The organism is bacterium (assembly GCA_035308905.1).
GTDB lineage: Bacteria > Sysuimicrobiota > Sysuimicrobiia > Sysuimicrobiales > Segetimicrobiaceae > DASSJF01.
In genome coordinates, this window is sequence record DATGFS010000026.1 from 92,802 (window position 1) to 117,639 (window position 24,838).

The window sequence follows — 24,838 nt, forward strand, 5'->3', positions numbered from 1 at the left end:
CGTCCGGCACATCATCGACGCGTTGTGACTGGGGGAGTCTGGGGTATGGCGCGAGTATCGCGGTTTGGGCGGCGGCAGTTGCTGGCAGGCGCGGGGGCGTGGGCGGGCGCCGCGGCGCTCGGGACGGAGATCCCGCTGCTCCGCGGGCTGGATCTCGGCGCGGCGGAGGCGGCCGCGGCCGGCGGCACACTCACCGTCGGCGGGCTCGATCTCGACGACACGCTCGATCCGCAGGTGACCAACTTCGACTCGACGATCCGCATCTTGCTGAACGTGTGCGAACCGCTCGTGTGGGAGCCGACGCCGGGCCGGTTCGTGCCCGGCCTCGCGGAGTCGTGGTCGATCTCGTCCGACGCGAAAGTGTACACCTTCAAACTGCGGCGCGGGGTGCGGTTCCACGACGGTACGCCGTTCAACGCCGACGCGGTCAAGTTCACGATGGACCGGGTCGTGGCGCCGGAGACCAAAGCGGGGCAGTCGCACGACCAGCTGGGTCCCTACGACCACACCGACGTGGTCGACGACGCCACCGTGCGGATCGTCATGAAGGAAGGCTACGCGCCCCTGCTGACCAACCTCAACGGCTACCTCGGCATCGTGTCACCCACCGCGGTCAAGAAAATGGGCCTCGCCGACTTCGCGCGGCACCCCGTCGGCACCGGACCGTTCATGTTCAAGGAATGGGTGGCGAAGGATCACGTGACGCTCGTCCGCAACCCCGACTACGCGTGGGCGTCGTCTCTCTTCAAGCACAAGGGCCTGGCGTATCTCGACCAGCTCGTGTTCAAGATCATTCCGGACGCCTCGGTCCGGACGGGCACCTTGAAGAGCGGCGAGACGCAGTACATCAACGACGCCGATCCGCTGGAGATCGCCGCGCTGCGCGCCGACAAGCGGTTCGTCGTGATCGAAAGATCGCAGCCGGGGTCCGGGTGGGTCCTGCTCCTCAACGTGACCGGCTCGCCGCAGATCCGCGACATCGCGGTCCGGCGCGCGTTCGAGTGGGGCGTGGACCGCGAGGGGCTCAACAAGACGGTCTTCAGCGGCCTCATGAAGCCGGCGTGGAGCCCGTTGATGCGGCCGACGCTCGGCTACGATGCGTCGACGGAGAAGATGTACCGGTACGATCCCGCGCAGGCGAAGAAGGTGCTGGAGGAGGCGGGATGGCGGCCGGGCGCGGACGGCATCCGCGAGAAGGCCGGCCAGAAGCTCAGCGTCAACTTTCTCATCATCGGCCGCACGCGCGACAAGGCGATGGCCGAAGCGGTCCAGGCCAGCATGCGCGACATCGGGGTGGACGTCCAGATCAACGCCCTCGAGCGCGCCGCGTTCCGGAGCCAGGTCAGCCAGAATAAGTACGACATCAACTTCATGTGGTTCTCGTACGGCGACCCCGACGTGCTGCGAACGCTGTTCCACTCGTCGAACGTGAACGCGTTCAACCGCGCGCGCTACCAGGTCCCGGAGGTGGACCGGATGCTCGAGGCGGCCGCGGCCACGATCGACAGGGCCAAGCGCATCGACCTGTACAAGCAGATCCAGCAGCGCGTGCTGCGCGACGCGGTCTGTGTGCCGCTCGTCGACACGATCACGTACAACGCCAAACGCGCCGAGGTGTCCGGCGACGCGATCGATGCCCTGGCCTCGTACGTGTGGATGTACGACGTACAGGTGCGGCGGTAAGGGCCGGGACTCCCGCGCGTTCGCGCCGGACTTTCGAGCCCTGGGGCCGGGCGGCCAGGCGGCATGCTGAGGTACATCGGGGAGCGGGCGCTACAGGCGTTCCCGGTCCTTATCGGCATCACGGTCGTCACGTTTCTGATGCTGCACCTGGTCCCGGGGGACCCGGTGCTGCTCTTCGCCGGCGAAAAGCCGATGAGCGCGGCTCAGGCCGAAGAGATCCGCCACCAGCTGGGTCTCGACCGGCCGCTGCTGACGCAGTACGAGGACTACGTCGGCCATCTGCTGCGAGGCGACCTCGGCCGGGCGCTCCGCAGCCAGCGCCCGGTGCTCGACAGCATCCTCGAGGTGCTGCCCGCGACGGTGCAGCTCACGCTGACCGCGTTGGGGTTCGCGATCGCGGCGGGGCTGGCGCTCGGTATCGTGGCGGCCCTGGCGCACCGGACCTGGCTTGATACCGCGGCCATGGGCGTGGCGATCCTCGGCGTGTCGATGCCGGTCTTCTACTCGAGCCTCCTGCTGCTGATGCTCTTCTCGTTCACGCTCGGCTGGTTCCCCGCGACCGGCGAGGGCGGGCTGGACCATCTCATCCTTCCGGCGACGGCGCTCGGCCTGATCTCATCGGCGGTGCTCGCGCGGCTGGTCCGCTCAGGCATGCTCGGCGTGCTGCGCCAGGACTATATCGTGACCGCGCGCGCGAAGGGCCTGTCCCGGGCGTTGGTTGTGTGGCGGCACGCGCTGCGCAACGCCCTGATCCCCGTGATCACCATGGTGGGCCTCCAGCTCGGCGCGCTGCTCGGCGGCGCCGTCGTGACCGAGACGATCTTCTCGCGCCCCGGACTGGGCCGGCTCGCCGTCGACGCGATTCTGAACCGTGATTTCCCGCTCGTCCAGGGCACCGTGCTCATCGCCGCCGTCGTCTACGTGGCCGTCAATCTTCTGGTCGACATCGCTTATGCCGCCGTCGATCCCCGCATCCGCTACGGCTAGCGGCGCGCCGCGCGCCGCCGCGGGCGCCTCGGGCATCCGCACGCGGACGCCGGCGGCCATCGCGGTCCGCCGCCTGCTGCATCACCCGAGCGTCGTCGTCGGCGGGACGCTGTTCCTGGTGGTGATCCTGTCCGCGGTGCTGGCGCCGTGGCTCAGCCCCTACGCGCCCTTCAAGGCCAACCTCCGAGCGCCCCTCGACCCGCCCGGCGCCGCCCATGTGATGGGCACGGACCGATTCGGGCGCGACGTTTTCTCGCGCGTGCTCTGGGGCGGACGGCTGTCGCTGACCGTGGGGGTGGTCTCGGTCGGCATCGCCGCGGTTTGCGGCGTGACGCTCGGCCTTGTGGCCGGCTACACCGGCCGCCGGACCGAAGCGGTGATCATGCGCACGATGGACCTGCTGCAGGCATTCCCCGGCATTCTGCTCGCCCTCGCCGTCATCGCGACGCTCGGCAGCAGCCTGCCGAACCTCATGATCGCCGTCGGTATCTCCGCCATCCCGGACTACGTGCGGATCGCCCGGGGCGCGGTGCTGACTGTGAAGGAGCGGGAGTTTGTGCTCGCGGCGCGGGTCGTCGGCTGCCGGGATCGCGCCATTTTGCTGCGCCACATTCTGCCCAACGTGACGGCGCCGCTCGTGGTGATCGCGACCCTCGGTATTGCCGGGGCGATCATCACCGGTTCCGCGTTGAGCTTCCTGGGGCTGGGCGTTCGTCCGCCCACGCCGGAATGGGGCAACATGCTCGCGGAGGGCCGCGAGTTTCTCGCGCACGCGTGGTGGGTGGCGTTCTTTCCGGGACTGGCGATCATGGCCGCGGTCTTCGCGGTCAACCTGCTCGGCGACGGTTTGCGGGACGTCCTCGACCCGAGGTTTCGCAGTTAGGGCGGAAGGGTAACCGGTAATAATGACTCAGACGGAGGGGGGCCTGCGGGCGTCCCTCCGTTCGTTTCTACGTCCGAACTCACAGTGGGAGGGACTTTGTGATGCGTCAGATACGGACTATGTTCGCCGGCGCAGCGATCGTCCTCGCCGTCGTCCTGGCGGCAGGCGCGCTGCCGGGCGGCGCGCAGGTGCCGGCGCCGTACGTGCACGTGTTGGTGGACGGCCAGCCCGTCGGGTTCGACGTGCCGCCGCAGATCGACAACGGCCGCGTGCTCGTTCCGTTGCGCGGCGTGTTTGAACATATGGGCGCGACCGTCGCCTGGGACGACCGGACACAAACGGTCCTGGCGCAGCGCGGCGCCACCGGCGTCTCGCTCATGATCGGGAACACCCAGGCCACGGTGAACGGGCGGCCGGTCGCCATGGACGTCCCCGCGATGCTCGTCGGGGGCCGGACCATGGTGCCGCTGCGGTTCGTGAGCCAGGCCCTCGGCGCGAGCGTGAACTGGAACGCCGCGACGTCCACGGTCACGATCGCCAGCGGCGGCGCGGCGGCCGTGCCGCCGTCGCAGACGTACACGCCGGGCCCCAACGTGCAGCACGTCGTCGGCACGATCGTGGCCGTCCGGATGCCGGTTGATCCGGGCTCGCCGGGAGCCGTCGTGGTGAGCCACAACGGCACCGTGTCCACGTACCGCGTGACCTCGTCGACGGTCATCACCCGCATCAACACGACCAGCGGGGCGGGCGGTTCCGTGGCGATCGGCGCGCTTCGGCCCGGGGACACCGTGGACATTCTGGTGACCCCGGATAACGTGGCGCAGAGAATCCGCGCGACGTACGCGTTCTAGCCGGATCGAGGGAAGATCGCGAGGCCGCCGGGCAGCCGCCCAGCGGCCTCGCGCACGTCGTGACCCGCGGCCTCGCCCCGAAGTTTCGCGGAGCGCCCGCGAGGGTAACGTACTGAATTGACTCATCGGGGGGAGCCGCCAACTCAGACACCAGGAGGTGTCGTGTGATGCGTCAATTACGCCACACTCTCGCCGGCGCGGCGATCGTACTCGCCGTTGCGCTGGCCGCCGGCCCGCTGCCCGGTGGGGCGCAGGCGCCGGCGCCGTACGTGCACGTGTTTGTGGACGGGCAGCCCGTCGCGTTCGACGTGCCGCCGCAGATCCAGTACGGCCGCGTGCTCGTCCCGCTGCGCGGGGTGTTCGAGCGCCTCGGCGCTACAGTCGCCTGGGACGACCGGACGCAAACGGTGCTCGCCCAACGCGGGGCCACCAGCGTGTCCCTCATGATCGGCAACACCCAGGCCATGATCAACGGACAGCCGGCCGCGATGGACGTGCCCGCGATGCTCGTCGGGGGCCGGACGATGGTGCCGCTGCGATTCGTGAGCCAAGCCCTCGGCGCGAGCGTGAACTGGGACGCGGCGACGTCCACGGTCACGATCGCGAGCAACGGCGCGGCCGCCGTGCCGCCGCCGCCGGCGTATCCGCCCTCCCAAGCCTATCCGCCGTCCCAAACCTATCCACCGTCGCCGGCGGCGCAGCATGTGACGGGCACGCTGGTCGGGGTGCGGCAGCCCGCGCCGAACGCGCCCGGACAGATCGCCGTAAGCCATGACGGCGTGGTGTCCACCTATATCGTCACCTCGACGACCGCGATCACGCGCGTCAACGCCGCCAACGGCAGCGGCGGCTCGGTCGATATGGCGAGCCTCAAGCCCGGCGACGCCGTGGATGTGACCGTGGGGCAGAACGATGCGGCCGTGCGGATCACCGCGACGTACTACTCGCAGTAGCCGCCCCGCGGCCTAGGGTCGCGCGAGGCCGCCGGGCCGCCGCCCGGCGGCCTCGTTCATGCTATGATCCGCGAAGGGGGCGATCATGCGCGACGGGTTGATCCCGGGCACCGCGGCCGATGTGCAGTTGACCGTGACCGACGCGATGACGGTGCGCTTCGACGAGCTCGGGACGACCCACCCCGTATACGCGACCTGGATGATGATCAAACACATGGAAGAGGCCGGCCGCAAGGCGATCCTGCCGTTTCTCGAGCCCGGCGAAGACGCGCTCGGCTACGCGATCGACGTGATTCATCTCGCGCCGACGCCCGTGGGCGCGAGTGTGCGGGCCCGCGCGATCGTCGAGCGCGTGGAGGCACGGCGGATCCACTGCCGGGTCGAAGCCCATAACGAGCGGGAGAAGATCGGCGAGGGCCGGACCGTGCAGGTCGTGGTGCCGCGCGCGCGGCTCGTCGCCAGGTTTCGAGAGATCGGCGCCATCCGCTGACGGTTCGCTAAGGGGGAGCCATGTCGACGCGGCCAGTGCACGCGTTCATCGACGATCACCGGCAGGACGAGCTCGACACGCTCGTGCGGCTCGTGCGGCAGCCGAGCATCAGCGCGCAAAACGTCGGGGTCCGGGAGTGCGCGCAGCTGCTCGCCGGCATCCTGTCGGAGTACCGGATTCCGGCGCGCCTCATCGAGACGCCGACCCAGCCGGTCGTCTACGGCGAGTTGATAAGCGATCCGCACGCTTTTACGCTGATCTGCTACGGCCACTATGACGTGCAGCCGCCGGAGCCGCTCGACCTCTGGCAGTCGCCGCCGTTCGAGCCGGCGGTCCGGGACGGACGGATCTACGGCCGCGGGGTCGGTGACAACAAAGGCCAACTGATCGCGCACGTGCTGGCCGCGCGCGCGTGGCTCGAGACGGCCGGGAAGCTGCCGATCAACCTCAAGTTCGTGTTCGAAGGCGAAGAAGAATCCGGCTCCCCCAGCCTCGGTGCCTTCGCTTCCCGGCACAAGGAGATGCTGGCCGCCGATCTCGTGTACATCTCCGACGGGGGCCTGCACCCGTCCGGCCGGCCGGTCATCTCCCTCGGCAACCGCGGCATGCTCGGACTGAGGCTGATCGCCCAAGGCGCCGACCGCGACAACCACTCCGGCAACAAGGGCGGGGTGGCGCCGAACCCGGTGTGGATGTTGGTGCACCTGTTGGCCACGATGGTCGATCCCAAGGGCCGCGTGCTGATCGACGGTTTCTACGACGAGGTGCGGCCGGTGGGTCCGGTCGAGCAGCGGATTCTCGCGTCCCTCGATTTCGACCCCAAGAGCTTTGCGGCGACGATGGGCATGCCGTCGCTCGAGATCGACGGGCCGACCTACTGGCGGCGCATCATGCTCGAGCCTTATTTCAATATTCAGGGGTTCGCGAGCGGGTACGTGGGGCCGGGCGCGAAGACGATCATCCCCGCCCGCGCGGAGTGCCGGATCGACATCCGGCTTGTCGTGGACCAGCGGATTGGCGACATCTTCGAGAAGGTGAAGCGGCACGCGGCGAAGGTCGATCCGCGCGTGCTCGTGGAGATCCGCGAGTCGACGACGATGGAGGCGACGCGGACGCGTCCGGACCACCCCGCGGTCGGCGTCATCGCGGAGGCGATCAAGGCGTACCGCGGCGTCGAGCCGGCGCTCAACCTGGCGAGCGGCGGCAGCCTGCCGAACGCCGTCTGGCCGGACGTGCTCGGGATCGACCACATCGACGTGCCGTACGCGAACGCCGACGAGAACAACCACAGCCCCAACGAAAATCTCAGCCTGGAGCGCTACTACGACGGCATCCACGTGAGCGCGGAGGTCTTTCGGGCACTCGCTGGCGCGCACGCGCGCGGCGCGTTCCGCAAGGCCTGATCGCGGGGCGCCGCCTCGCGGCCCCCCGTGTCGTGCGCGGCCGGCTAGGCGCACCCCGGCGGAACCCGCCGGTGCCAGTCCGTGACGTCCTGGTAGGCGCGGCCGAGCGCGATCAGCGTCGACTCCTCGAACGGCCGGCCGACGAGCTGGATCGCGATCGGCAGTCCCTTCGTGCTGAAACCACACGGCACGCCGAGGCCGGGCAGCCCCGCGAGATTGCCGGCCGGTGTAAGGGCCGCGTTGCCCGCAACGACCGTGATGCCCCCGGGCCCGCGGCGCTTCCTGCCCACCGGCCGCCACTCCGCGTCGATCGGCTCGTCGATCCGGTGGGCGGGCCGCGGACGCGCCGGCGCGAGAATCACGTCGACGCGCCGGAACAGTTTGGCGAATTCGTCCTGCACGAGACGCCGGATGCGCATCGCCCGGATGTAGTCCACGCCGCTGATCTGCATGCCGGCGCGGAGGCCGATCGCCTGGCGCTGGTCGGCCAGGAGCGCCGCGCGGCCGCTGCGGACGAGGTCTTCGAACGCCGCCGACCCTTCGACGCGGATGACCGTTCGGGCCACTGAATCGATGGGCAGCGCCGGGAGGACCGTGCGCGACATCCGCACGCCGAGGCTCTTCAGCGTGTCGAGCGCCTGGCGCAGCGTGCCGCGAATCGTCGGATCGGCGGTCTCGAAGTCTTCGATCGCGTAGCCGACCCTGAGCGTGCGCAGCGGGCGCCGCCCGCGCTCCATCCGGAAGCGCCGGCCCGCGGAGCCGGGGTCGCGCGGGTCGGGACCGGCCATCGCTTCGAGGACGATGCCGCAGTCTTCCGCGGTGCGGCACATCGGCCCGAGCTTGTCCATCGTCCAGGCCAGCGCCATCGCGCCGAAGCGGCTGACGAGGCCGTACGTCGGACGAAGGCCGGTGACGCCGCAGTTCGACGACGGCGACAGGATCGACCCCGACGTCTCGGACCCGATGCCGTACGGGACGAGCCCCGCCGCGACCGCCACGCCGGTGCCGCTCGACGAGCCGCCCGACCAATGCTGTGGGTTCCACGGGTTCCGCGCGGGGCCCTGAAGCGACGCGCCGGCCCGGCGGTAGCCGCCGCCGCCGGCGAGTTCGATCATGGCGAGCTTCGCTGCCAGCACGGCCCCCGCCGCGTTGAGGCGCTCGATGACGGCCCCGTCGAACGGCAGCACCTGCCGGGCCCACGGCGGCGCGCCGTACGTGGTCGGTCCGCCGCGCGCCGCGAGCAGGTCCTTCGCGCCGTAGGGAATGCCCGTCAGCGCGGTGCCGTGGCCGCGGGCGAGCAGTTTGTCGGCCGCCCGGGCCTCCCGGAGCGCCCGGTCGTGCAGGATCGTCGCGAAGGCGTTGAGCGGACGACCGAGCGATTCGAGGCGGTGGAGCGCGAGCCGCGTCAGTTCGACCGACGAGAACTCTTTGCGACGCAGACCGTCGCGCAGTTCGCCGATCGTCGCGAACAGAGGACTGTCCATGAGGACCTCGCTGCAGCTACGGCGTGAAAGACTACGGTTTGAAGATGAAAGACGGCTCGACGGTCATCGGCAGCTTGACCGCGCGCAGCGCGGCCGTCGACTTTTCCTGGAATTTCAGGACTTCCAGAATCGATCCGGCCGGAGACCGAGGTCCCCCCTGCGCCGACCGGCGGCGGGCGGCGCCACGCGGCGCGGCGGCCGCGCCCCGGCCGGGTCGTCGGGTCGTGCGGACGTATCGTCGTCGTCTCATAGACCTGTTCATACCACACCGGCCGCGGCCGGTCCTTGGGATGTCCGACGAAGGGCCGCCGGGGACGCGGCGAGAAGTGGTGGCCCGGCGGCATTCAGGTGCGATCCACCGGTATGCCTCCCATATTCTTCGGAGGTGTGTGGCGATGCCGCGGTCCAGTGCCACGCTCACCCCGGATGAAGCGCGGTCGCTGCACCACGAGGCGCTCGTGATCGACAGCCAGCAGCCGCCGGCCACGACGGGGTTTCTGTTCACCGATCGGATGCGGGGCGCGCTCGCGGAGCTGCACGGCCGCAAGGTCTCGCGCGACGAGGCGCATCCGGTGCTGGTTGACCTCGCGCAGCAGGAGCTGCTCACCTCGTCGGACGCGCGCGAGCAGTTTCTCGAGTTCTGGCACACGTCCGGGGTGACCGTCGCCTGCGGCACGTATTCCGGCGCGCACCGGATGAGCGACTCGTACGACATGGCCAACCGGCGGCTCGCCCAGGCTCACGCGGTCGTCGAGGCGCTGGACGGCGAGCTGCTCCTCTGCCGGACGGCCGCGGACATCGAGCGCGCCCATGCAACGCGCAAGCACGGCCTCGTGCTGGATTTCCAGAACACGACGCCGTACGCGGACTCGCTCGACCGGATCAACCATTTCCACAACCTCGGGGTGCGGATGGTCCAGCTGACCTACAACCTCCGCAACCTGGTCGGCGACGGCTGCACCGAGACGAATCAGGGCGGGCTGTCGTACTACGGCCGCGAGGTGGTCCGCCGCCTGAACGACCTCCGCACCCTCGTCGACGTCAGCCACTGCAGCGAGCCGGTCGGCTGGGACGCGCTCAAGATCTCGACGGCGCCGGTGATCGTCTCGCACTCCGCGAGCAAGACCGTCTGCTACCACGACCGCGGCAAAACCGATGAGCTCGCGCGGGCGATCGCCGAGCGGGGCGGGTACTTCGGAGTGGTGGTGATCCCGGGGTTCATCTCGGACAAGAAGGAGCCGACCCTCGACGACTTCGCGGCCCACGTCGAACACCTCGTGGACGTCTGCGGCATCGACCACGTGGGCATCGGCACCGACAAGGCGGGTCCCGGGCCCGGCACGGAGTCGATGATCGCGTATCCGCCGGATATGCTGAAGCGGCGGTCCGCCGGTTTCAACTGGGACGGCTTCCGGACCGAAGAACACCGCCTCACGCCCGACTACCATCTCAACGGGTTCGAGGACTTCCGCGACTGGCCGAATCTGACAATTTGTCTCGCGCGGCGCGGATTCAACGAGGCCGAGCTGCGCAAGCTGCTGGGTCTCAACTACCTGCGGGTTTTCCGGGACGTGGTGGGGTGATCCGCCGCCGGATCGCGGCGCCGGCCGTACGCCGCGCGTGACGCGGGAGGCGGAACCGGATCCCCACGCGACGCGGCGCGAACGCCGCCGCCGGCGGGAGCGTGAGGGGATGCAGGTGCAGGGTCGGAGCGTCCGGCGCCTCGCGGAGTTGAGCGCGCGCCCAGGCCACGTCCCGTCCGCGGCCGTCCCGGCCGCGGCCAAGCGGCGGCGGTCGAAGCGCCGGCGACGGCTGTGATTCATGGCTGCCGGACGCCTGCCGGCCGGCCGTGAAGCGGGAGGGTCGAAACCGATGAGTCCACTGCTCGCCGGCCGGGTCGCGTTTGTGACGGGCGCGGGGTCCGGCATCGGCCGCGCGATCGCGAGGCGGTTCGGCGAGGAAGGCGCGGACATCGCCGCGGTCGACCTGAACGAGGCCGCGGCGTCCGAGACCGCGGACGCGGTGCGCGCCGTCGGCCGCCGCGCCGAAGCGCTCCGCGCGGACGTCGCCGTCCCGGCGGACGTCGAGGCCGCCGCCCGGCGGGCAAACGAGGTCTTCGGGCGGATCGACGTCCTGGTCAACAACGCGGGGATCACGCGCGATTCGACCATTCGGAAGATGACGGACGAGGCCTGGGACCTCGTCATCGACGTGCACCTCAAGGGGACGTTCTTGTGCACCCGCGCGGTCCTGGCCCGAATGCGGGACGCCGGCCGCGGCGGCGCCGTCGTCAACATGTCCTCGATTTCGGGCAAGATCGGCAATTTCGGCCAGGCCAACTACGCCGCCGCCAAGGCGGGCATCGCCGCCCTGACCAAAGTCACGGCGCGCGAGTACGCGCGCTACGGCATCCGCGCGAACGCGATTCAGCCCGGCCTGATCGACACCCCGATGACCCGGGCGATGGGCGAGGAGATGCTCAGGGCGCGCGTCGCCGATACGCCGCTCGGGCGGATCGGCGCGCCGGAGGAAGTCGCCAACGTCGCGCTGTTCCTGGCCAGCGACCTCGCGAGTTATGTCACCGGCGCCGTGATCGAGGTCACCGGCGGCCGATATCTCTAGCGCGGGCGCTCAGGTGATGATGCGCGGGAGCATGCGCGCGGCGATCGCGACGAGCACGGTCACGGCGACGACGAGGACGGTCAGGTCCAGGCCGAGCCCGTAGACGCTCGTGCCGGCCCGTACCATCAGAGCGCGCAGGGCGTCGACCTCGTACGTCAGCGGGTTGACCAGCGAGACCACCTGCAGCCACCCCGGCATCAGGCTGATCGGGTAGATCGCGTTGCTCGCGAAGAACAGCGGCATCGTGAGCAGCTGGCCCATCCCCATCACGCGTTCGCGCGTCTTGACGATGCAGGCGATGATCAGCGAGAGCGTCGCGAACAGCGCGGCGCCGATCACGATCACCACCATGACCCCGAGCACGTGCAGCGGATGCGGGTCGAGGTGGATGCCGATCAGCAGGGCGAGGATGTAGACGATCACCGCCTGCGACAGCGCGCGCGCGCCGGCCGACATGGCCTTGCCGGCCACGAGCGCCGTGCGCGACGCCGGGGTGACGAGCAGCTTGTGCAGCACGCCGACGTCGCGCTCCCAGATCGCGGCCACGCCGTAGAAGATCGCGATGAACAGGGCGCTCTGGGCCAGCACGCCCGGGGCCATGAAGTCCAGGTAGGTGAGCCGGCCGGTCGGCACTCCGCGGACGCGCGCCATGACCTGGCCGAACACCAGCAGCCACAAGGTCGGCTGCGCCGCGCGGCTCAACAGCTCGACGGGGTCCCGCCGCAGCTTCAGGAGCTCGGCCCACGCCACCGTGACGGCGTGGCGGACGAACGCGGGAATCGCCGGCGGCTCAGGAGAGACGACGGGCCGTACGGCGGGTGCGAAGGACCTCACGGTAGCTGCCTCCTGCCACAATTTGGCTGCCGGTGAACTCGGCGAAGACGTCGTCGAGCGTCGCCGCCGGACCGACCTGCGCCTTCAGTTCGGCCGGGGAGCCGATCGCCACAATCTTGCCGAGGTGCATGACCGCGACCCGGTCGCAGTGCGCGTCGGCTTCGGTCATGTCGTGCGTCGTGATGAAGATCGTCATGCCGTAGCGGTTCCGCAGGTCGTCGATGTCCTCCCAGACCGCGCGGTGGGCGACGGGATCCAGGCCGACGGTCGGCTCGTCCATGAAGAGCACGGCCGGATGGTGCAGCAGGCTCTGCGCGATCTCGAGCCGGCGGATCATCCCGCCGGAGTAGCGGCGCACCAGCGTACGCGCCGCGTCGCGCAGCCCGACGACGTCGAGCGCCTCGTTGATGCGGGCGTCCTGTTCCGCCCGCGGGATGTCGTGAAGCCGCGCGGAGACCCACAGGTTCTCGTACGCGGTGAGCGACCCGTCGGCGGAGACGACCTGGGGCACGTACCCGATCCGCCGGCGCACCTGCGACGGCTGCCGCGTCACTTCCGCGCCGGCGACCCAGGCGGTCCCCGCGGTCGGCGGGAGCAGCGTGGTGAGGATCTTGATCATCGTGCTCTTGCCCGCGCCGTTGGGGCCGATCAGTCCGTAGATCTCGCCGGGCCGGACGTCGATCGACACCCCGTCGACCGCCGTAACGTCGGGGTAGCGCTTCGTGAGGCCCTCCGTGTGGACCACCGCGGCCGCGCCGGTCATCGGCCGCCTCCGGCGCCCGTGCGAAGGAACAACTCGCGCAGGCCGTCGAGTCCGCTGCGCGCGGCGAGCAGCGCCGCGACAGGCGCGTCCGCGATCGCGTGCGCGATCTCGCGGCGGGCGGCGGCGCGGGCCGCCCCAAGCCGGGTCTCGCCCCGCGCGGTGAGGGCGAGGCGGACCTGCCGGCGGTTCGCGGCGTCGGTCGCGCGTGTCACCCACCCGCGCTGGACGAGACGGTCGACCAGCGCGGAGGATGTCGCCGGCGTGGTCCCCAGGTGATCGGCGAGCGCCCGCAGGGCGCACCCGCGGTGGACCTCGATGTAGACGAGCGACCGGAATTGCGGCACCGTCAGGTCGGGCATCTCGCGCCGCATGCGGGCGCGGACGCGCCGCATGATGAGCGGGGCGACGTCGACGAGCCTGGCGGCGCACTCCGCGGCGAGGGCCCGCCGGCGGTCGACCGAGCGGTCGGAGACGAGGGTGGGCATCGACCGTCAGTATAGCATATTGTTAGTCAAACGAACAGTTCGTGGCACGTCCGAATGGGCACGCCGGTGGGGGACGCCGTGGAAACCGGGGCGGGGCGGCCGGTTAGGGTGTCCGGCGCTTGGCCGGTCGACGTGAGCCGGGAGCGGTGACCGCGAGAATCGCCGCCAGCAGCGCCATCAGCACCGGCATCTCCCATCCGCCGTGGGTCCAATAGAACCCCCGGGCCCAGTTGACCTTGGCCGTGGCCACCAGCATCTCGATGGCGATGAGCGCGGCGGCGGGGCGGACCAACACGCCGAGCAGCAGGCAGACCCCGCCCCCGAACTCGACCGCCGTGACGATCCACGCCCACAGCGCCCCGGGCGCAAAGCCCATGTGCGCGAGGCCGCCGGCAAACCCGGGCCCCCCGCCTCCCGCCACGACCTTCGGCCATCCGTGGATGATGAACAAGGCCCCCACGATCATCCGCAGGCCGATCAAACCCCACCGGTCGCTCGCGAACGGCCGGCTGCTCAGCATCCCGTCCCTCGCCGGTCCGGTGTGGTCCCGGGCGCCGCGCTAGGGCTCGTCCGGGAGGTCCGTCGGATATGCCGTCACGGTCTTCGTCTCCGCGCCGCGGATAAACTGGATCTCGATCGGCGCGCCCGCGGTGTGGTGCCCGAGCGCGAGCAGCAGGTCATCGAGCGTCCGGACCGGACGCTCCCCCGCCCGCACGATCACGTCGCCCGGCCGCAGCCCGGCCCGATCCGCCGCGGTTCCCGGGTGTACCTCGGTGATCCGCACGGCCGTCGGGGCATCGAGGTGATAGTGGACGGTGACGCGGCGGTCGACCGTGATGGTCTGCGCGCCGAGGCCGAGATAGGCCCGCCGCACGCGGCCGTCACGCATCAACTGCGCGGCGACCCAGGCCGCGGTGTTGACCGGAATCGCAAAGCAGAGTCCCTGCGAGCCGGCGATCACGGCCGTGTTGATGCCGATCACGGTGCCCCGCGAGTCGACGAGCGGCCCGCCGGAGTTGCCGGGATTGAGCGGCGCGTCGGTCTGGATGACGTTGTCGATCAGCCGGCCGTTCTCCGCGCGGAGGGTCCGGCCGAGGGCGCTGATCACGCCCGCGGTCACGGTGGCCTGGAACCCGAGCGGGTTGCCGAGCGCCACGACCAGCTGGCCCGCCCGCAGGCGCGTGGAATCGCCGAGCTCCGCCGACGGCAGATTCCCGTCGAGGACGCGCAGGACCGCGAGGTCCGCGTGCGGATCGGTGCCGACGACCTGGGCCGGCAGGGTCTTCCCGTCGGCGAAGCCCGCCTGGATTTGCTCGGCGCCCCGGACGACGTGGCTGTTGGTCAGGATGAAGCCGTCCGGCGCGATCACGACGCCGCTTCCGGCGCCGCGCAGCGCCGGCATGCCGCGCCGCCGCAGGCGCTCCGGCGCTTCGCGTGTCGTCGCCAGGCTGACGACGGCCGGCCCGACCCGCTCGACCACCGCCACGACGGTCCGAGAGTACGCGTCGAGGGCGTCGGTTTCCGCGGCCGGGGCGATGCCGGGAGCCGTCGCGAGTCCGGCGCCGGCGGCGGACGGCTGCTCGCTTTGTGTCAGAACAAGAGACATGGTTTTCACCTCTGTGCGGCGACGCCGGCGCTGCCGCCGGCTAGTCCCCGTGTGGGGGAAAACGGCGGCCGGGCCGTTCGGATTCCGCCCGGCCCCGCGAGGCCCGCGCCGTCCTCGGAGTTAGTCCGCCGGCCCGCCGATCGCCACCTCCGCGGCGTCGAGCACGGCGCCGGATTCCACGAGGGCGAGCCCAAGGGCGAGGTCGGCCGCGACCGGCCGGTCGTCGGTGAGGCGGGCGACCCGCTCCCGGACGGCGCGGTAGGCCGCGCCGGTGCCGCGTCCGAGGCGGCCGCGTCCGAAGTCGACGGCCTGACACGCGACCACGAGCTCGATCCCGACGACCTGCTGGGCGTGGCGCAGGACCTGCCGCGCCTTGCGCGCCGCGGCCGCGCCCATGCTTACGTGATCCTCCTGGTTGCCCGACGTCGGGATGGAGTCGACGCTCGCCGGATGGCTGAGGACCTTGTTTTCGGAGACGAGCGCCGCGGCGGTGTACTGCGCGAGCATGTAGCCGGACTGAAGCCCGCCGTGCGCGGCGAGAAACGCGGGTAGGCCCGAGAGGTGCGGGTTCACGAGGCGTTCGATCCGGCGCTCGCTGATGTTGGCCAGCGTTGCCAGCGCGCACGTCACATAGTCGAGCGGCAGGGCGAGCGGCTGGCCGTGAAAGTTGCCGCCGGAGATCACGTCGCGATCGTCCGGAAACAGAAGCGGGTTGTCGGTCGCGCTGTTGATCTCGATCGCGAGCACGTCGCGCAGGTGGGCGAGCGCGTGGCGCACGGCGCCGTGCACCTGCGGCATGCAGCGGAGCGAATAGGCGTCCTGCACGCGCGCGTACTCGCCGCGGGACACCCGCGCGCTGTCCGCGAGCAGGCGCCGCAGATGGTCCGCGCTCGCGCTCTGGCCGGGATGCGGCCGGGCCGCCTGCAGCGGCGCCGCGAACGCGCGGTCGGTACCCCCGAGCGCCTCCAGGGTCAGGGCGCCGGCGACGTCCGCCGCCGCCGCGAGCCGCTCGCCGTCCAGGACGACCTGCGCGCCGAGGGCGCTCATCAGCTGCGTGCCGTTGATGAGCGCGATGCCCTCCTTCGCTTCGAGGACGATCGGCTCGAGGCCGCGCCGCGCGAGCGCGGCGCGGCCGGGGAGGCGTACGCCGTCGACGAACGCTTCGCCCTCGCCGGTGAGCACCAGCGCGAGGTGCGCCAGCGGGGCGAGGTCGCCGCTTGCGCCGAGCGAGCCTTGCTCCGGGATCACCGGATGCACGCGGTCGTTGAGCAGCGCGAGCAGCAGGTCGGCGAGCTCCGGGCGGACCCCGGAGTGCCCCGTCGCGAGCGCATTCGCGCGCAGCAGCAGCATCGCGCGTACGACCGGCTCCGGCAGCGGAGCGCCGACCCCCGCCGCGTGCGATCGCAGGATGTTCTGCTGCAGGGTGCGGAGCTGCTCGGGCGGGATGACGGTGGTGCACATGTCGCCGACGCCGGTCGAGATGCCGTAGACGACGGCGCCGTCCCGTAGAATATCCTGCACCATCGCGCGGGCGCGTTCGATGCGGTGCCGCGCGGCGCCGTTCAACGTCACCCGCGCGCCGAGCACGGCGGCCTCCACGTCGCTCAACCGCAGCGTCCGGCCGTCGATTTCGATCGTTCGGGCGTCCACGCCGGTGCCCCGCGCCTACAGCACGTCGTCTTTCGGGTTGGGGTGTCCTTCCGCGAAGCGCGACGGCCGCAGCGGACCCACGTCGAGCGACGTCGCCCGGCCGTCGAGGATGATTTCCGCCAGCAACTGGCCCAGCGCCGGCGAGTGCATCACGCCGTGGCCCGACGAGCCGTTGATGAGATACATCCCGTCGAGGCCCGGCGCCGCGCCGAGGATCGCGTGGCGGTCCGGCGACATCTCGTAGAGCCCGGCCCAGCAGCGCGGCCGGTCTATCGCAGCGTCGCGCAGAATCGGGAAGTACGCGTGCGCGAGCGGCAGCAGCTCCTCGAGCCATCGCGGGTCGAACGTCGTATCGAAGGGCTTGGCCGACTCCTCGGGCGTGGGATCGGTCGGCCAGAGCAGCAGCACCCTGCCGTCCCGAACCCGGAAATGCACGCCGTCCCAATGGCAGATCGTCATCGGCGTGTCGTCGGACAGTTTCGGAAACGGCACCGTGATGCCGGTCTGCCGCTTGAGCGGCCGCACCGGCACGTCGACGCCGGCCCGCGCGGCGAACACCCCGGCCCACGGCCCCGCCGCGTTGACGACGCAGGGCGCGGCGATCTCGCGGCCGCCGGCGCGCACGCCGGCGATCCGCCGCCGCCCGCCCTCGTCGCGGACGAGGCATTCGACCCAGCCGGCGTCGTACTCGACGCGGACACCGTTCCGCTGTGCCGATGCCAGATAGCCGCGCGTGATCTCGAGCGGCCGGATGAAGCCGTCGCTCGGCCCGAACGTCCCCCCGATGACGTCGTCGGTGCGCGCCCAGGGCGCCAGCCGCCGGATCTCCTCCGGCGTCACCTCGCGCGCGTCGTCGACGCCGGCGGACCGCTGCACGTCCAAGACCGTGCGCAGACTTCGCAGCTGGGTTTCGTCGCGGACCATGAACAGGTAGCCGCGGGGCCGGTACTCCGGGTCCACGCCGGTCTCCTCGCGGAAGCGCAGCAGCTTCTCCCGCGACAGGGCCGACAGCCGCACGTGCATGGGACTGCCGAACTGCAGCCGGAAGCCGCCCGTGGCCCGCGAGGTGCTGCCGTCGCCGGGCCGGCCGTACCGTTCGAGGACGACGACGTTGCGGCAGCCCCGCGCCGCGAGGTGATGGGCGACGCTTGCGCCCATCACCCCGGCGCCGACGATGACGATCTCCGCGGTGTCCGTCGCCGGACGCCTATCTCAGGGGGGCTTTGCCGAGCAGCCCGCGCAGCGACATGATCTTGCCGATGTGGTAGCCGCGATGGTAACTGGAGTAGAGCAGCATCTCGCCGACCGTCTTGTAGGCCGGCGCGTCGATCGGCGCCTCGTAGTCGGCGCCCGAGGCGCGGTCCATCAGGACGCGATGGGTCGTGTCGAAGACGCTCCAGACTTCCGAAAGCGGCGGGTAATCCTGCTCTCCGCCGCTGCCCTGCTTGAAGAGCTCCGCGTAGCGCGCCGGGACCGGAGACTCCCCGCCCGCGCGGCGAACATAATTCCCGTCGACCAGGGCGAGATGTCCCACCTGCCAGACGACCGGCGTCAGCTTCCCGGCCATGACGCGCCGGGCATCCGCGTCGGAGACGCCGTCGATCGCCTCGCGCAGCCGGGTGTGGGAGAGGCCGAGCATCTGCGTGACATACCCTTTCGCGTCCATGATCCCCGTCCTTTGCCGCGCGGCGACCGGTCGGGCGTGTCGCGGCCCCGCGGCGAGATGTGGTGCGGGGAAGTTTCGGCGCGGGCGCAGAGGCGGCCCTGCCGTCGTGATCGAGAGCGCAGGAGGCGCCGCGCCATCTCGCCGAACACCGGCGCATGCCGCGGATCGGCCGTTACGGCGTCGTCGCGCTCGCGCTGGCCTGCCTGTTCGCGGGCAGCCGCGCCGGCGGCCAGCCGGCCGCACATCCGGACGACGCGACGTTCATGCTGCTCGCGGTGACCGCGGATGGCCGGCAGCCGGCGCTCGGGACGGCATTCTTTGTCGACGGCGACGGCACCGCGCTCACCAACAGCCACGTCGTGTACACGGTGCGGCAGAACCCCGAGCGGTACCGGCTGCTGGCCGTCATCGGCCGTGAATTCTACAGCGCCGCGATCGTGTGCGCGAACGCGCTCCGGTATGATCCCCAGAAAGACAAGCCGGTGCTGGGCCGGGACGTGGCCGAAGTCAAGCTGCGCCCGTCGCGGTTTCCGTTTACGACGTACATGCTCGGCGGCATCGAGCGTACCGCTCACCTGACCGGGTTGCCGCCGTTTCCCGCGCTGAAACTCGGCAGTGATCCTGCTCCCGGTACCGCCGTGCGCGTTGTCGGATATGGACTCGTCGCGGAACGGATCCCGGTCATGCCGGGCGTGCGCTGGGCGGCCGCCGGCACCGTCGATGAGCTGGGCGCGGCGCCCGACGGCACGCGCGTGTTCCGGGTTGCGTCGACGAACCGTCCCCGACAGGGCAACAGCGGCTCTCCCGTGCTGGACGCCGACGGACGCGTGGTCGGCATGTGGACCTGGAACGAGGGTGACAACCTCGCATTCGGGGTCGCGATCGCGAGCTCGGCGCTCCGGCGGCCGTGCGGCGCGGGGGGCGAGGCCCCTGGCCGCGGACTGCCGGTTGCAACGGCGTCGCGCTGAGCGCGGGCGCTACTGCACTTCCGCGCGCGCGGCGACCTCCCACGTCGCTTCGACGCGGCCGTCCCGCACACAGACGAGCCGCCGCGCCAGGTTCACGGTCGGACAGACGTGGGCCGGGATCACCTCGACGAGGTCGCCGACGCGCAGCCGCCGGGCGTCCTCGGTGAGCTGCACGCGGCCGTGCTCCTCCCACAGCCGGTCGATCTGACAGTCGGGATAGCCGCGCAGCACGCCGTGGCTGTCTCCCTTGCTGCTGAACGGGCCGCGCTCCGCGGTCAGCACCTTGCTCCCGGCGTCGAGCACCGCGACGTCCCGAGACGGCCGGCTGATCACCCGGCAGACCACCACGAGCGCGCATTCCTCCGGCTTCGCCGATCCCCAGCGCACCTGCATCGCATCGTTGAAGACGTACGTCCCCGGACGGACTTCGGTCACGCCGTGCACCCGCGCCGCGGGGCGTCCGGTCGGGGTCGAGCCGACGCTGACGTCGCCGATCGCCAACCCCGCCGCGCGCAGCCGCTCGGCCTCGCGGACCATGATCTCGCCTTCTTCGCGGCCCGCCGCTTCGAGGTCGGGCCGGTAGCCGCGGTACGTGAAGATGCCGGCTAGACGCAGGCCGCGCGACCGCGCCACCGCTTTCGCGAGGGCAAGCAGCGGTTCGCCCGGCGCGGCGCCGCACCGGCCCAGGCCGGTGTCGACCTCGAGCATGACGTCGACCGTCACGCCGGCCGCCGCCGCCGCATCGGCGAGGGGCGCGGCCACCTCCATGCTGTCGACGCCGACGCGGATCCGGATCGTGCGCGCGAGCCCGAGCAGCCTCGGGAGCTTGGGCCCCCCGACGACCTCGTAGGCGAGGAAGATGTCCTCGACGCCCGCGCGCGCCATGACCTCGGCCTCGCCGATCTTGGCCAGTGTGAGCCCGACCGCGCCCGCCGCGAGCTGGCGGCGCGCGATCTCCACGCACTTGTGGGTCTTGCCGTGGGGACGGAGCTTGACCCCCGCGTCTTTGGCGTATGCGGCCCAGCGCGCGATGTTTCCCTCGAGCCGGTCGAGGTCGACAACGAGCGAGGGCGTGTCGAGCGTGTCGATGCCGAGCGTTGGCGCGGTGGCGGCGGACATTTCGATTTCCCCCAGTCTACGCGGCTGTGTGCCGTGCCCTAGCCGCTGGTCGTCCCGAGGTGCTCTTCGAGCGCGACGATGACGGCGCGGTCCAACCCGGCGTCGCTGCGCATCAGCATGAGCGCTTCCTGAGGGCTCATGGCCGGACGGTACGGGCGCCACAGGGTCAGCGCGTCGTAGACTTCGGCGACGGCGAGCACGCGGGCCTCTGTGCCGAGCTCGTCGCCGGACAGGCCCCAGGGATACCCGCTCCCGTCGAGCCGCTCGTGGTGCAGCGCGGCGAGCCGGGCAACGTCGGCGAACGGCGGGATCTTGGAGAGGATCTCGAAGGTCTGGCGCGGGTGCTGTTTGATCTCGGTGAACTCCGCGGGCGTCAGCGCGTCCGATTTGTCGAGCGCACGGTTGGCGACGCTGAGCTCGCCGATGTCGTGGAGCAGCCCGGCGCGCAGGAGGCGCTGCCGCCCCGCGGCGTCGGCCCCGAGCGCCGCGCCGATCGAGGCGGCGAGTGCCCCGACCCGCGCGGAGTGTCCTTCGGTCCATGCGCGCTTGGAGTCGACGATGCCCGCGAACGCGCGGGCGATCTCGTCGAGGCCGGCGTCGTCGACCATGCGGATGCGGTCGGCCGGCTCGGCGGCGACCAGCCGCGCGGTCGCCCCCGAGCTCCGAAGGCCGGTCCACCACAGCGCATCACCGCCCCAGGCGGCGACGCGCTCCGCCAGGGCGGGATCGAACCACTTTCCGCTCCGGGCGCGGGCCATGCGGACGGCCGCCTCGGGGCCCCCCGCGGTCGCAAAGACGTCGACCGTCCGCGCGAGCCCGACGATCCTGGCGAGCAGCGGAATCGCCTCGCCGCGCGCGCCGATCGGATGGCCGCGTCCGTCCCACTGCTCGTCGGCGCCGCGGATCGCCTCCGCGGTCGCCTCGGGCAATCCGAGGCGGCGCGCCACCGCCGCTCCGCGCTCCGCGCGTCCGGTGATAAACGTGCGCGCGACGCGGGCGACAGAGCCCGCCGTGCGGACGACCGCCCGGGTCCGCGACCACACCGGGCGGCCCTCGCCGGCGTGGCGGAGCCCGTACCGGGCCGCCGCGACGGCCCGCGTCCAGTCCACGGTCGCGAATCCCGCTTTGAGCGCGCGGTCGTCGCCATCGAGCAGCGCGGTGACCTCATCCGCGGTGCCGGGACCGCCCGCGTTGGCGAGCAGCAGCGCGTAGAGGAGCGCCGAGCGCGCCGCCGCGTCGAGGCCCAATTCGTCGGCCAGGCGCATGCCGATGAGGCCGGTCCGCACGGCGTGTCCGATCGGCTGGCCCTCGGCGAGATCCAGCGCGGACGACAGCGCGGACAAGACCTCGGAGAGACGGATGGGCGGGGCCTGCGCGGCCACGAAAAATCGCGGGGTCGTTAGCGGCGGGCTGTCTGGGCCACGGTGCCGGCGAAGTGGCGCCGCACGACCGGCTCCAGCTCTTCCCACTCGATGGCGGTCTGGCGTCCGCCGTCGAACTCGCGGATCATCCAGTCGTGCACGGCGATGAGCGCCGGGTCGTCCTTGGCCGGCTCGACGCCGAGGCGCTGCCTGATCACGAAGATGAGGCCGGCCAGGCCGGAGTCTTTGGTCAGCGACACCTCGAGCGGCCGCCCCAGGAGCTTCGGCACGTCGAACGGCGCGTACATCCACCAGAACTTGTTGAGCCCATCGGCATGGATGCCCGCCCGCGTCCGGTGGGCGTCGCGGCCGAACAGCGGATACTTGGCCGGCAGCGGCTCGCCCATCTCCGCGTACAATTCCGCCAGCTCGTTCAGCGCGGTGAAGTCCGGCCGCGCGTTCGGGAAGTAGCCCATGCCGATCAGATGCAAAATAACCTGCTCGAGCGGCGCGTTGCCGGTCCGCTCGCCCTTGCCGAGGCACGTGCCGTTGACGGCGCCGCAGCCCTCGCGGACGGCGGCGAGACAGTTCGCGACGACGAGTCCGGTGTCGTTGTGGGGATGGAACTCGAGATCGGCCGGGGTGAGGCCCAGCCGCGTTCGCAGCGTCCGGAACATCAGCGGTACGCTACGCGGCAGCGCGACGTCGTCGTACGGCAGGCCGAGCCCCATCGTGTCGCAGATGCGGAACTTCGGCCGCATCGCGTCGCCGTACGGCCGGGCGGCGTCGAGGCACGCCTCGACGAACGCCAGCATGTAGTCCATGTCGGCGCGGCTCGCATCTTCGAGATGCAGCCGCGGACGGATGCCGGCCTCGAGCGTCACCGCCACCGCGTCCAGGTACGTCTTCGCGGCCTGCGCCCGCCCGCCGGGCTTGAACTTGTGGAACGTGTGGTAGTCGGAGGCGGAGGCAAGCATCCCGGTCTCGCGCACCCCGAGCGTGCGGATCAGTTCGGCGTCCTTGCGCGTGGCGCGGATCCAGGTCGTCGGCTCGATCGGCGCGCCGCCGCGGTAGCGTTCGAGCGCGCCCTGCAGCGCCTCGCGATCGGAGGGCCGATAGACGAAGAACTCGGCCTGCCGGATCGCGCCTGACTTGGCCGTAAACCGGCAGTGCAGATCGTAGATGCGGAGACTCTGCGCGGCCGTGAGCGGAAGGCCGCCCTGCTGGCCGTCCCGGTGGGTGGTCTCCGTGGTCCAGGCTTCCGCGGGAAGTCCCTTCGGCCGCTGCGTCCAGACGTAGCGCGGAAAGTCGTCCCGAGGGAAACTCTCGAGAAAGTAGTCGGGACTCGCGGGGTCCGGAATCGTGGCCACAGACGCCTCCTCAGGAGACCTCCTGCTTAATCTCTATGATAGCACGCGGACGCTCAGTCAGCGGCCGCGGCGGCCGCGCGCGCCGCCATCTGATCGAGGTCCCGGTCGCGGATCAGCAGCACAACCGGCAGGCAGACGATGAAGACGGCCCCGACGAGGGCGAACACATAGTCGAACGCCACGACCGCGGACTGCTGGGCGATCCACATCCGCAGCACCGCGAGCGCCTGCTGGTGCGCCGTCACCGCGTCGCTGCCCCGCGCCTGGAGGCCCGCCTGGATGGTCGACCACCACGACATGAACACCGGGTTAGACAGCGACGCGTAGCGGACCAGGTTCGCGCTCGCCGTCGTCACCTTGTGGTCCAGCAGCGTGATGACGAGGGCGGTTCCGAGGCTGCCGCCGAGCTGGCGCACCAGGTTGAAGAGGCCGGTGGCGCTCTGCATCAGCGGCCGTGGAATCGTCGACAGCGTGGCCGTCGACAGCGGGATGAACATGAACGAGAAGCCGACGCCCTGAATGATCTGCGGCACCAGGATGCCGAGATGGCTGCTCGAGGTCGTGAAGTGCGACATCATGAGGCCGGCGGTGCCGCTGACGGCCAGGCCGAACGGCAGCATGACGCGGACGCCGAGCTTGTTGTACAGGAAGCCGGCGACCGGCATCATCACGACCATGACAAGCGAGCGCGGCATAAGCGTCAGGCCGGCCTGCGTCGCGGTGTAGCCGAGCAGGTTTTGGAGAAACAGCGGCAGGAGGATCAGGCTGCCGAACAGGGCCAGGCCGAGGACGCCGATGATCGTCGTGCCGGCGGCGTAGGTGAGGTCGCTCAGAATGCGAAGGTTGACCGCGGGCGTGGGCGTCCGTAACTCCCAGAGCACGAAGGCGGTGAGGACCACCACCGCGATCACGGTGAGGACCACGATGAAGGTGCTGGCGAACCAGCCGTCGCGCTCCCCCTCCTCGAGAAGGATCTGCAGCGAGGCCAGACCCACCGCCAAGAGGCCGATGCCGACCCCGTCGAATTTCAACAACCCGCGCCCGCGCATGTACGGCGGATCGACGATGAACGAGGAGGCCATGAACAGCGCGAGCGCGCCGATCGGCAGGTTGACGAAAAAGATCCACGGCCACGACCAGTTGTCGGTGAGCCAGCCGCCGAGCGTCGGCCCGATCGCGGGGCCGAGCAGCACGACCATGCCGAAGAAGCCCATCGCCTGGCCCTGCTCCTCCGGCGGGAACGTCTCGCGCATGATCGACTGCGCGATCGGCTGGAGCGCGCCGCCGCCGAGCCCCTGCAGGACGCGGAAGAAGATCAGCTGGCCGAGCGTCCGCGAGAAGCCGCAGAACGCCGAGGCGACCGTGAACACCGCCACCGACAGGATGTAGAATCGCTTGCGGCCGAGCACCGACGCGAACCAGGCCGTGAGCGGCATGACGATGACGACGGCGATGAGATACGAGGTGCTGACCCACGTCACTTCCTGCAGCGTGACCCCGTAGCTCGCCTGGATGTGCGCGAGCGCCACGTTGACGACGCTCGTGTCGATCGCGGCCATGACGGAGCCGAAGAGGACCGAGAGCGCGACGATGTACTTGCCGGCGTAGCGCCGCGCGGGGACGGCGGCGGCCGGTGTCAGCGTACCGACGGCCATCGCGG

Annotated in this window: 25 protein-coding genes; 11 read left to right on the forward strand and 14 right to left on the reverse strand. The window is 71.0% G+C overall.

From position 1 onward, the window contains the following. Positions 1-45 precede the first annotated feature (45 nt). The 7 genes from VKT83_07675 (at position 46) to VKT83_07705 (ending at position 7,250) form a co-directional block, all read left to right on the forward strand. Positions 46-1,683, forward strand: coding sequence for an ABC transporter substrate-binding protein (locus VKT83_07675; GenBank protein ID HLY22333.1), 1,638 nt, complete (start codon positions 46-48; stop codon positions 1,681-1,683). 63 nt (positions 1,684-1,746) lie between these two features. Beyond that, a complete protein-coding gene (locus tag VKT83_07680; protein HLY22334.1) occupies positions 1,747-2,670 on the forward strand; it encodes an ABC transporter permease in 924 nt (307 codons plus the stop codon). Then, positions 2,636-3,553, forward strand: coding sequence for an ABC transporter permease (locus VKT83_07685; protein HLY22335.1), 918 nt, complete (start codon positions 2,636-2,638; stop codon positions 3,551-3,553). Before VKT83_07680 ends, VKT83_07685 begins: the two co-directional genes overlap by 35 nt. Positions 3,554-3,654: 101 nt before the next feature. Beyond that, positions 3,655-4,404 (forward strand): copper amine oxidase N-terminal domain-containing protein, encoded by a 750-nt coding sequence (locus tag VKT83_07690; GenBank protein ID HLY22336.1) that lies wholly within the window; start codon positions 3,655-3,657, stop codon positions 4,402-4,404. 167 nt (positions 4,405-4,571) lie between these two features. Next, on the forward strand, positions 4,572-5,357 hold the full coding sequence (locus tag VKT83_07695; protein ID HLY22337.1) for a copper amine oxidase N-terminal domain-containing protein: 786 nt from the start codon (positions 4,572-4,574) through the stop codon (positions 5,355-5,357). Positions 5,358-5,442: 85 nt separating this feature from the next. Beyond that, a complete protein-coding gene (locus VKT83_07700) occupies positions 5,443-5,847 on the forward strand; it encodes a thioesterase family protein (GenBank protein ID HLY22338.1) in 405 nt (134 codons plus the stop codon). A 20-nt stretch (positions 5,848-5,867) separates the two neighbouring features. Then, on the forward strand, positions 5,868-7,250 hold the full coding sequence (locus tag VKT83_07705; GenBank protein HLY22339.1) for a M20/M25/M40 family metallo-hydrolase: 1,383 nt from the start codon (positions 5,868-5,870) through the stop codon (positions 7,248-7,250). Between the two features lie 44 nt (positions 7,251-7,294). On the opposite strand, the gene VKT83_07710 is transcribed toward VKT83_07705, so the two are convergent. Next, the gene (locus VKT83_07710) at positions 7,295-8,734 is read right to left on the reverse strand and encodes an amidase (protein HLY22340.1); all 1,440 of its coding nucleotides are present in this window, start codon (positions 8,732-8,734) and stop codon (positions 7,295-7,297) included. Between the two features lie 31 nt (positions 8,735-8,765). Beyond that, positions 8,766-8,984 carry a hypothetical protein gene (locus VKT83_07715; GenBank protein ID HLY22341.1) on the reverse strand — a complete coding sequence of 73 codons (219 nt, stop codon included), beginning with the start codon at positions 8,982-8,984 and terminating at the stop codon, positions 8,766-8,768. Positions 8,985-9,129: 145 nt separating this feature from the next. Between VKT83_07715 and VKT83_07720 the strand changes: the two genes are divergently transcribed. The 3 genes from VKT83_07720 to fabG are packed head-to-tail and all read left to right on the forward strand — an operon-like array spanning position 9,130 to position 11,356. Further along, positions 9,130-10,317, forward strand: coding sequence for a membrane dipeptidase (locus VKT83_07720; protein ID HLY22342.1), 1,188 nt, complete (start codon positions 9,130-9,132; stop codon positions 10,315-10,317). A gap of 37 nt (positions 10,318-10,354) precedes the next feature. Then, entirely contained in the window at positions 10,355-10,552 is a 198-nt protein-coding gene (locus tag VKT83_07725) for a hypothetical protein (GenBank protein ID HLY22343.1), read from the forward strand. A 54-nt stretch (positions 10,553-10,606) separates the two neighbouring features. Next, the gene (gene fabG / locus VKT83_07730) at positions 10,607-11,356 is read left to right on the forward strand and encodes a 3-oxoacyl-ACP reductase FabG (protein ID HLY22344.1); all 750 of its coding nucleotides are present in this window, start codon (positions 10,607-10,609) and stop codon (positions 11,354-11,356) included. 9 nt (positions 11,357-11,365) lie between these two features. Here the strand turns inward: fabG and VKT83_07735 are convergent, their stop codons facing one another. The 8 genes from VKT83_07735 to VKT83_07770 form a co-directional block, all read right to left on the reverse strand. Then, positions 11,366-12,190: an ABC transporter permease gene (locus VKT83_07735; GenBank protein ID HLY22345.1), complete on the reverse strand. Its 825-nt coding sequence runs from the start codon at positions 12,188-12,190 to the stop codon at positions 11,366-11,368. Continuing rightward, positions 12,147-12,953: an ATP-binding cassette domain-containing protein gene (locus VKT83_07740; GenBank protein HLY22346.1), complete on the reverse strand. Its 807-nt coding sequence runs from the start codon at positions 12,951-12,953 to the stop codon at positions 12,147-12,149. Before VKT83_07740 ends, VKT83_07735 begins: the two co-directional genes overlap by 44 nt. Continuing rightward, entirely contained in the window at positions 12,950-13,438 is a 489-nt protein-coding gene (locus VKT83_07745; protein ID HLY22347.1) for a MarR family transcriptional regulator, read from the reverse strand. Before VKT83_07745 ends, VKT83_07740 begins: the two co-directional genes overlap by 4 nt. 103 nt (positions 13,439-13,541) lie before the next feature. Continuing rightward, the gene (locus VKT83_07750; protein ID HLY22348.1) at positions 13,542-13,958 is read right to left on the reverse strand and encodes a DoxX family protein; all 417 of its coding nucleotides are present in this window, start codon (positions 13,956-13,958) and stop codon (positions 13,542-13,544) included. Positions 13,959-13,997: 39 nt separating this feature from the next. Further along, on the reverse strand, positions 13,998-15,044 hold the full coding sequence (locus VKT83_07755) for a trypsin-like peptidase domain-containing protein (protein HLY22349.1): 1,047 nt from the start codon (positions 15,042-15,044) through the stop codon (positions 13,998-14,000). 120 nt (positions 15,045-15,164) lie between these two features. Beyond that, positions 15,165-16,694, reverse strand: coding sequence for a histidine ammonia-lyase (gene hutH / locus VKT83_07760; protein HLY22350.1), 1,530 nt, complete (start codon positions 16,692-16,694; stop codon positions 15,165-15,167). Between the two features lie 15 nt (positions 16,695-16,709). After that, the gene (locus VKT83_07765; protein HLY22351.1) at positions 16,710-17,876 is read right to left on the reverse strand and encodes an FAD-dependent oxidoreductase; all 1,167 of its coding nucleotides are present in this window, start codon (positions 17,874-17,876) and stop codon (positions 16,710-16,712) included. Between the two features lie 25 nt (positions 17,877-17,901). After that, entirely contained in the window at positions 17,902-18,360 is a 459-nt protein-coding gene (locus tag VKT83_07770; protein ID HLY22352.1) for a DinB family protein, read from the reverse strand. Positions 18,361-18,515: 155 nt separating this feature from the next. Here VKT83_07770 and VKT83_07775 point away from each other — a divergent pair, with 155 nt between their 5' ends. Then, the gene (locus VKT83_07775) at positions 18,516-19,328 is read left to right on the forward strand and encodes a serine protease (GenBank protein HLY22353.1); all 813 of its coding nucleotides are present in this window, start codon (positions 18,516-18,518) and stop codon (positions 19,326-19,328) included. A gap of 9 nt (positions 19,329-19,337) precedes the next feature. Here the strand turns inward: VKT83_07775 and VKT83_07780 are convergent, their stop codons facing one another. Genes VKT83_07780 through VKT83_07795 form a run of 4 tightly spaced genes read right to left on the reverse strand, consistent with a single transcriptional unit; the run spans position 19,338 to position 24,833 of the window. After that, a complete protein-coding gene (locus VKT83_07780; protein ID HLY22354.1) occupies positions 19,338-20,447 on the reverse strand; it encodes an alanine racemase in 1,110 nt (369 codons plus the stop codon). A 38-nt stretch (positions 20,448-20,485) separates the two neighbouring features. After that, complete coding sequence (locus VKT83_07785) at positions 20,486-21,829, reverse strand: HD domain-containing phosphohydrolase (GenBank protein HLY22355.1); 1,344 nt, start codon at positions 21,827-21,829, stop codon at positions 20,486-20,488. 17 nt (positions 21,830-21,846) lie between these two features. Then, a complete protein-coding gene (locus VKT83_07790; protein ID HLY22356.1) occupies positions 21,847-23,178 on the reverse strand; it encodes a pyruvate carboxyltransferase in 1,332 nt (443 codons plus the stop codon). Between the two features lie 53 nt (positions 23,179-23,231). Continuing rightward, positions 23,232-24,833 carry a DHA2 family efflux MFS transporter permease subunit gene (locus VKT83_07795; GenBank protein ID HLY22357.1) on the reverse strand — a complete coding sequence of 534 codons (1,602 nt, stop codon included), beginning with the start codon at positions 24,831-24,833 and terminating at the stop codon, positions 23,232-23,234. Positions 24,834-24,838 lie beyond the last annotated feature (5 nt).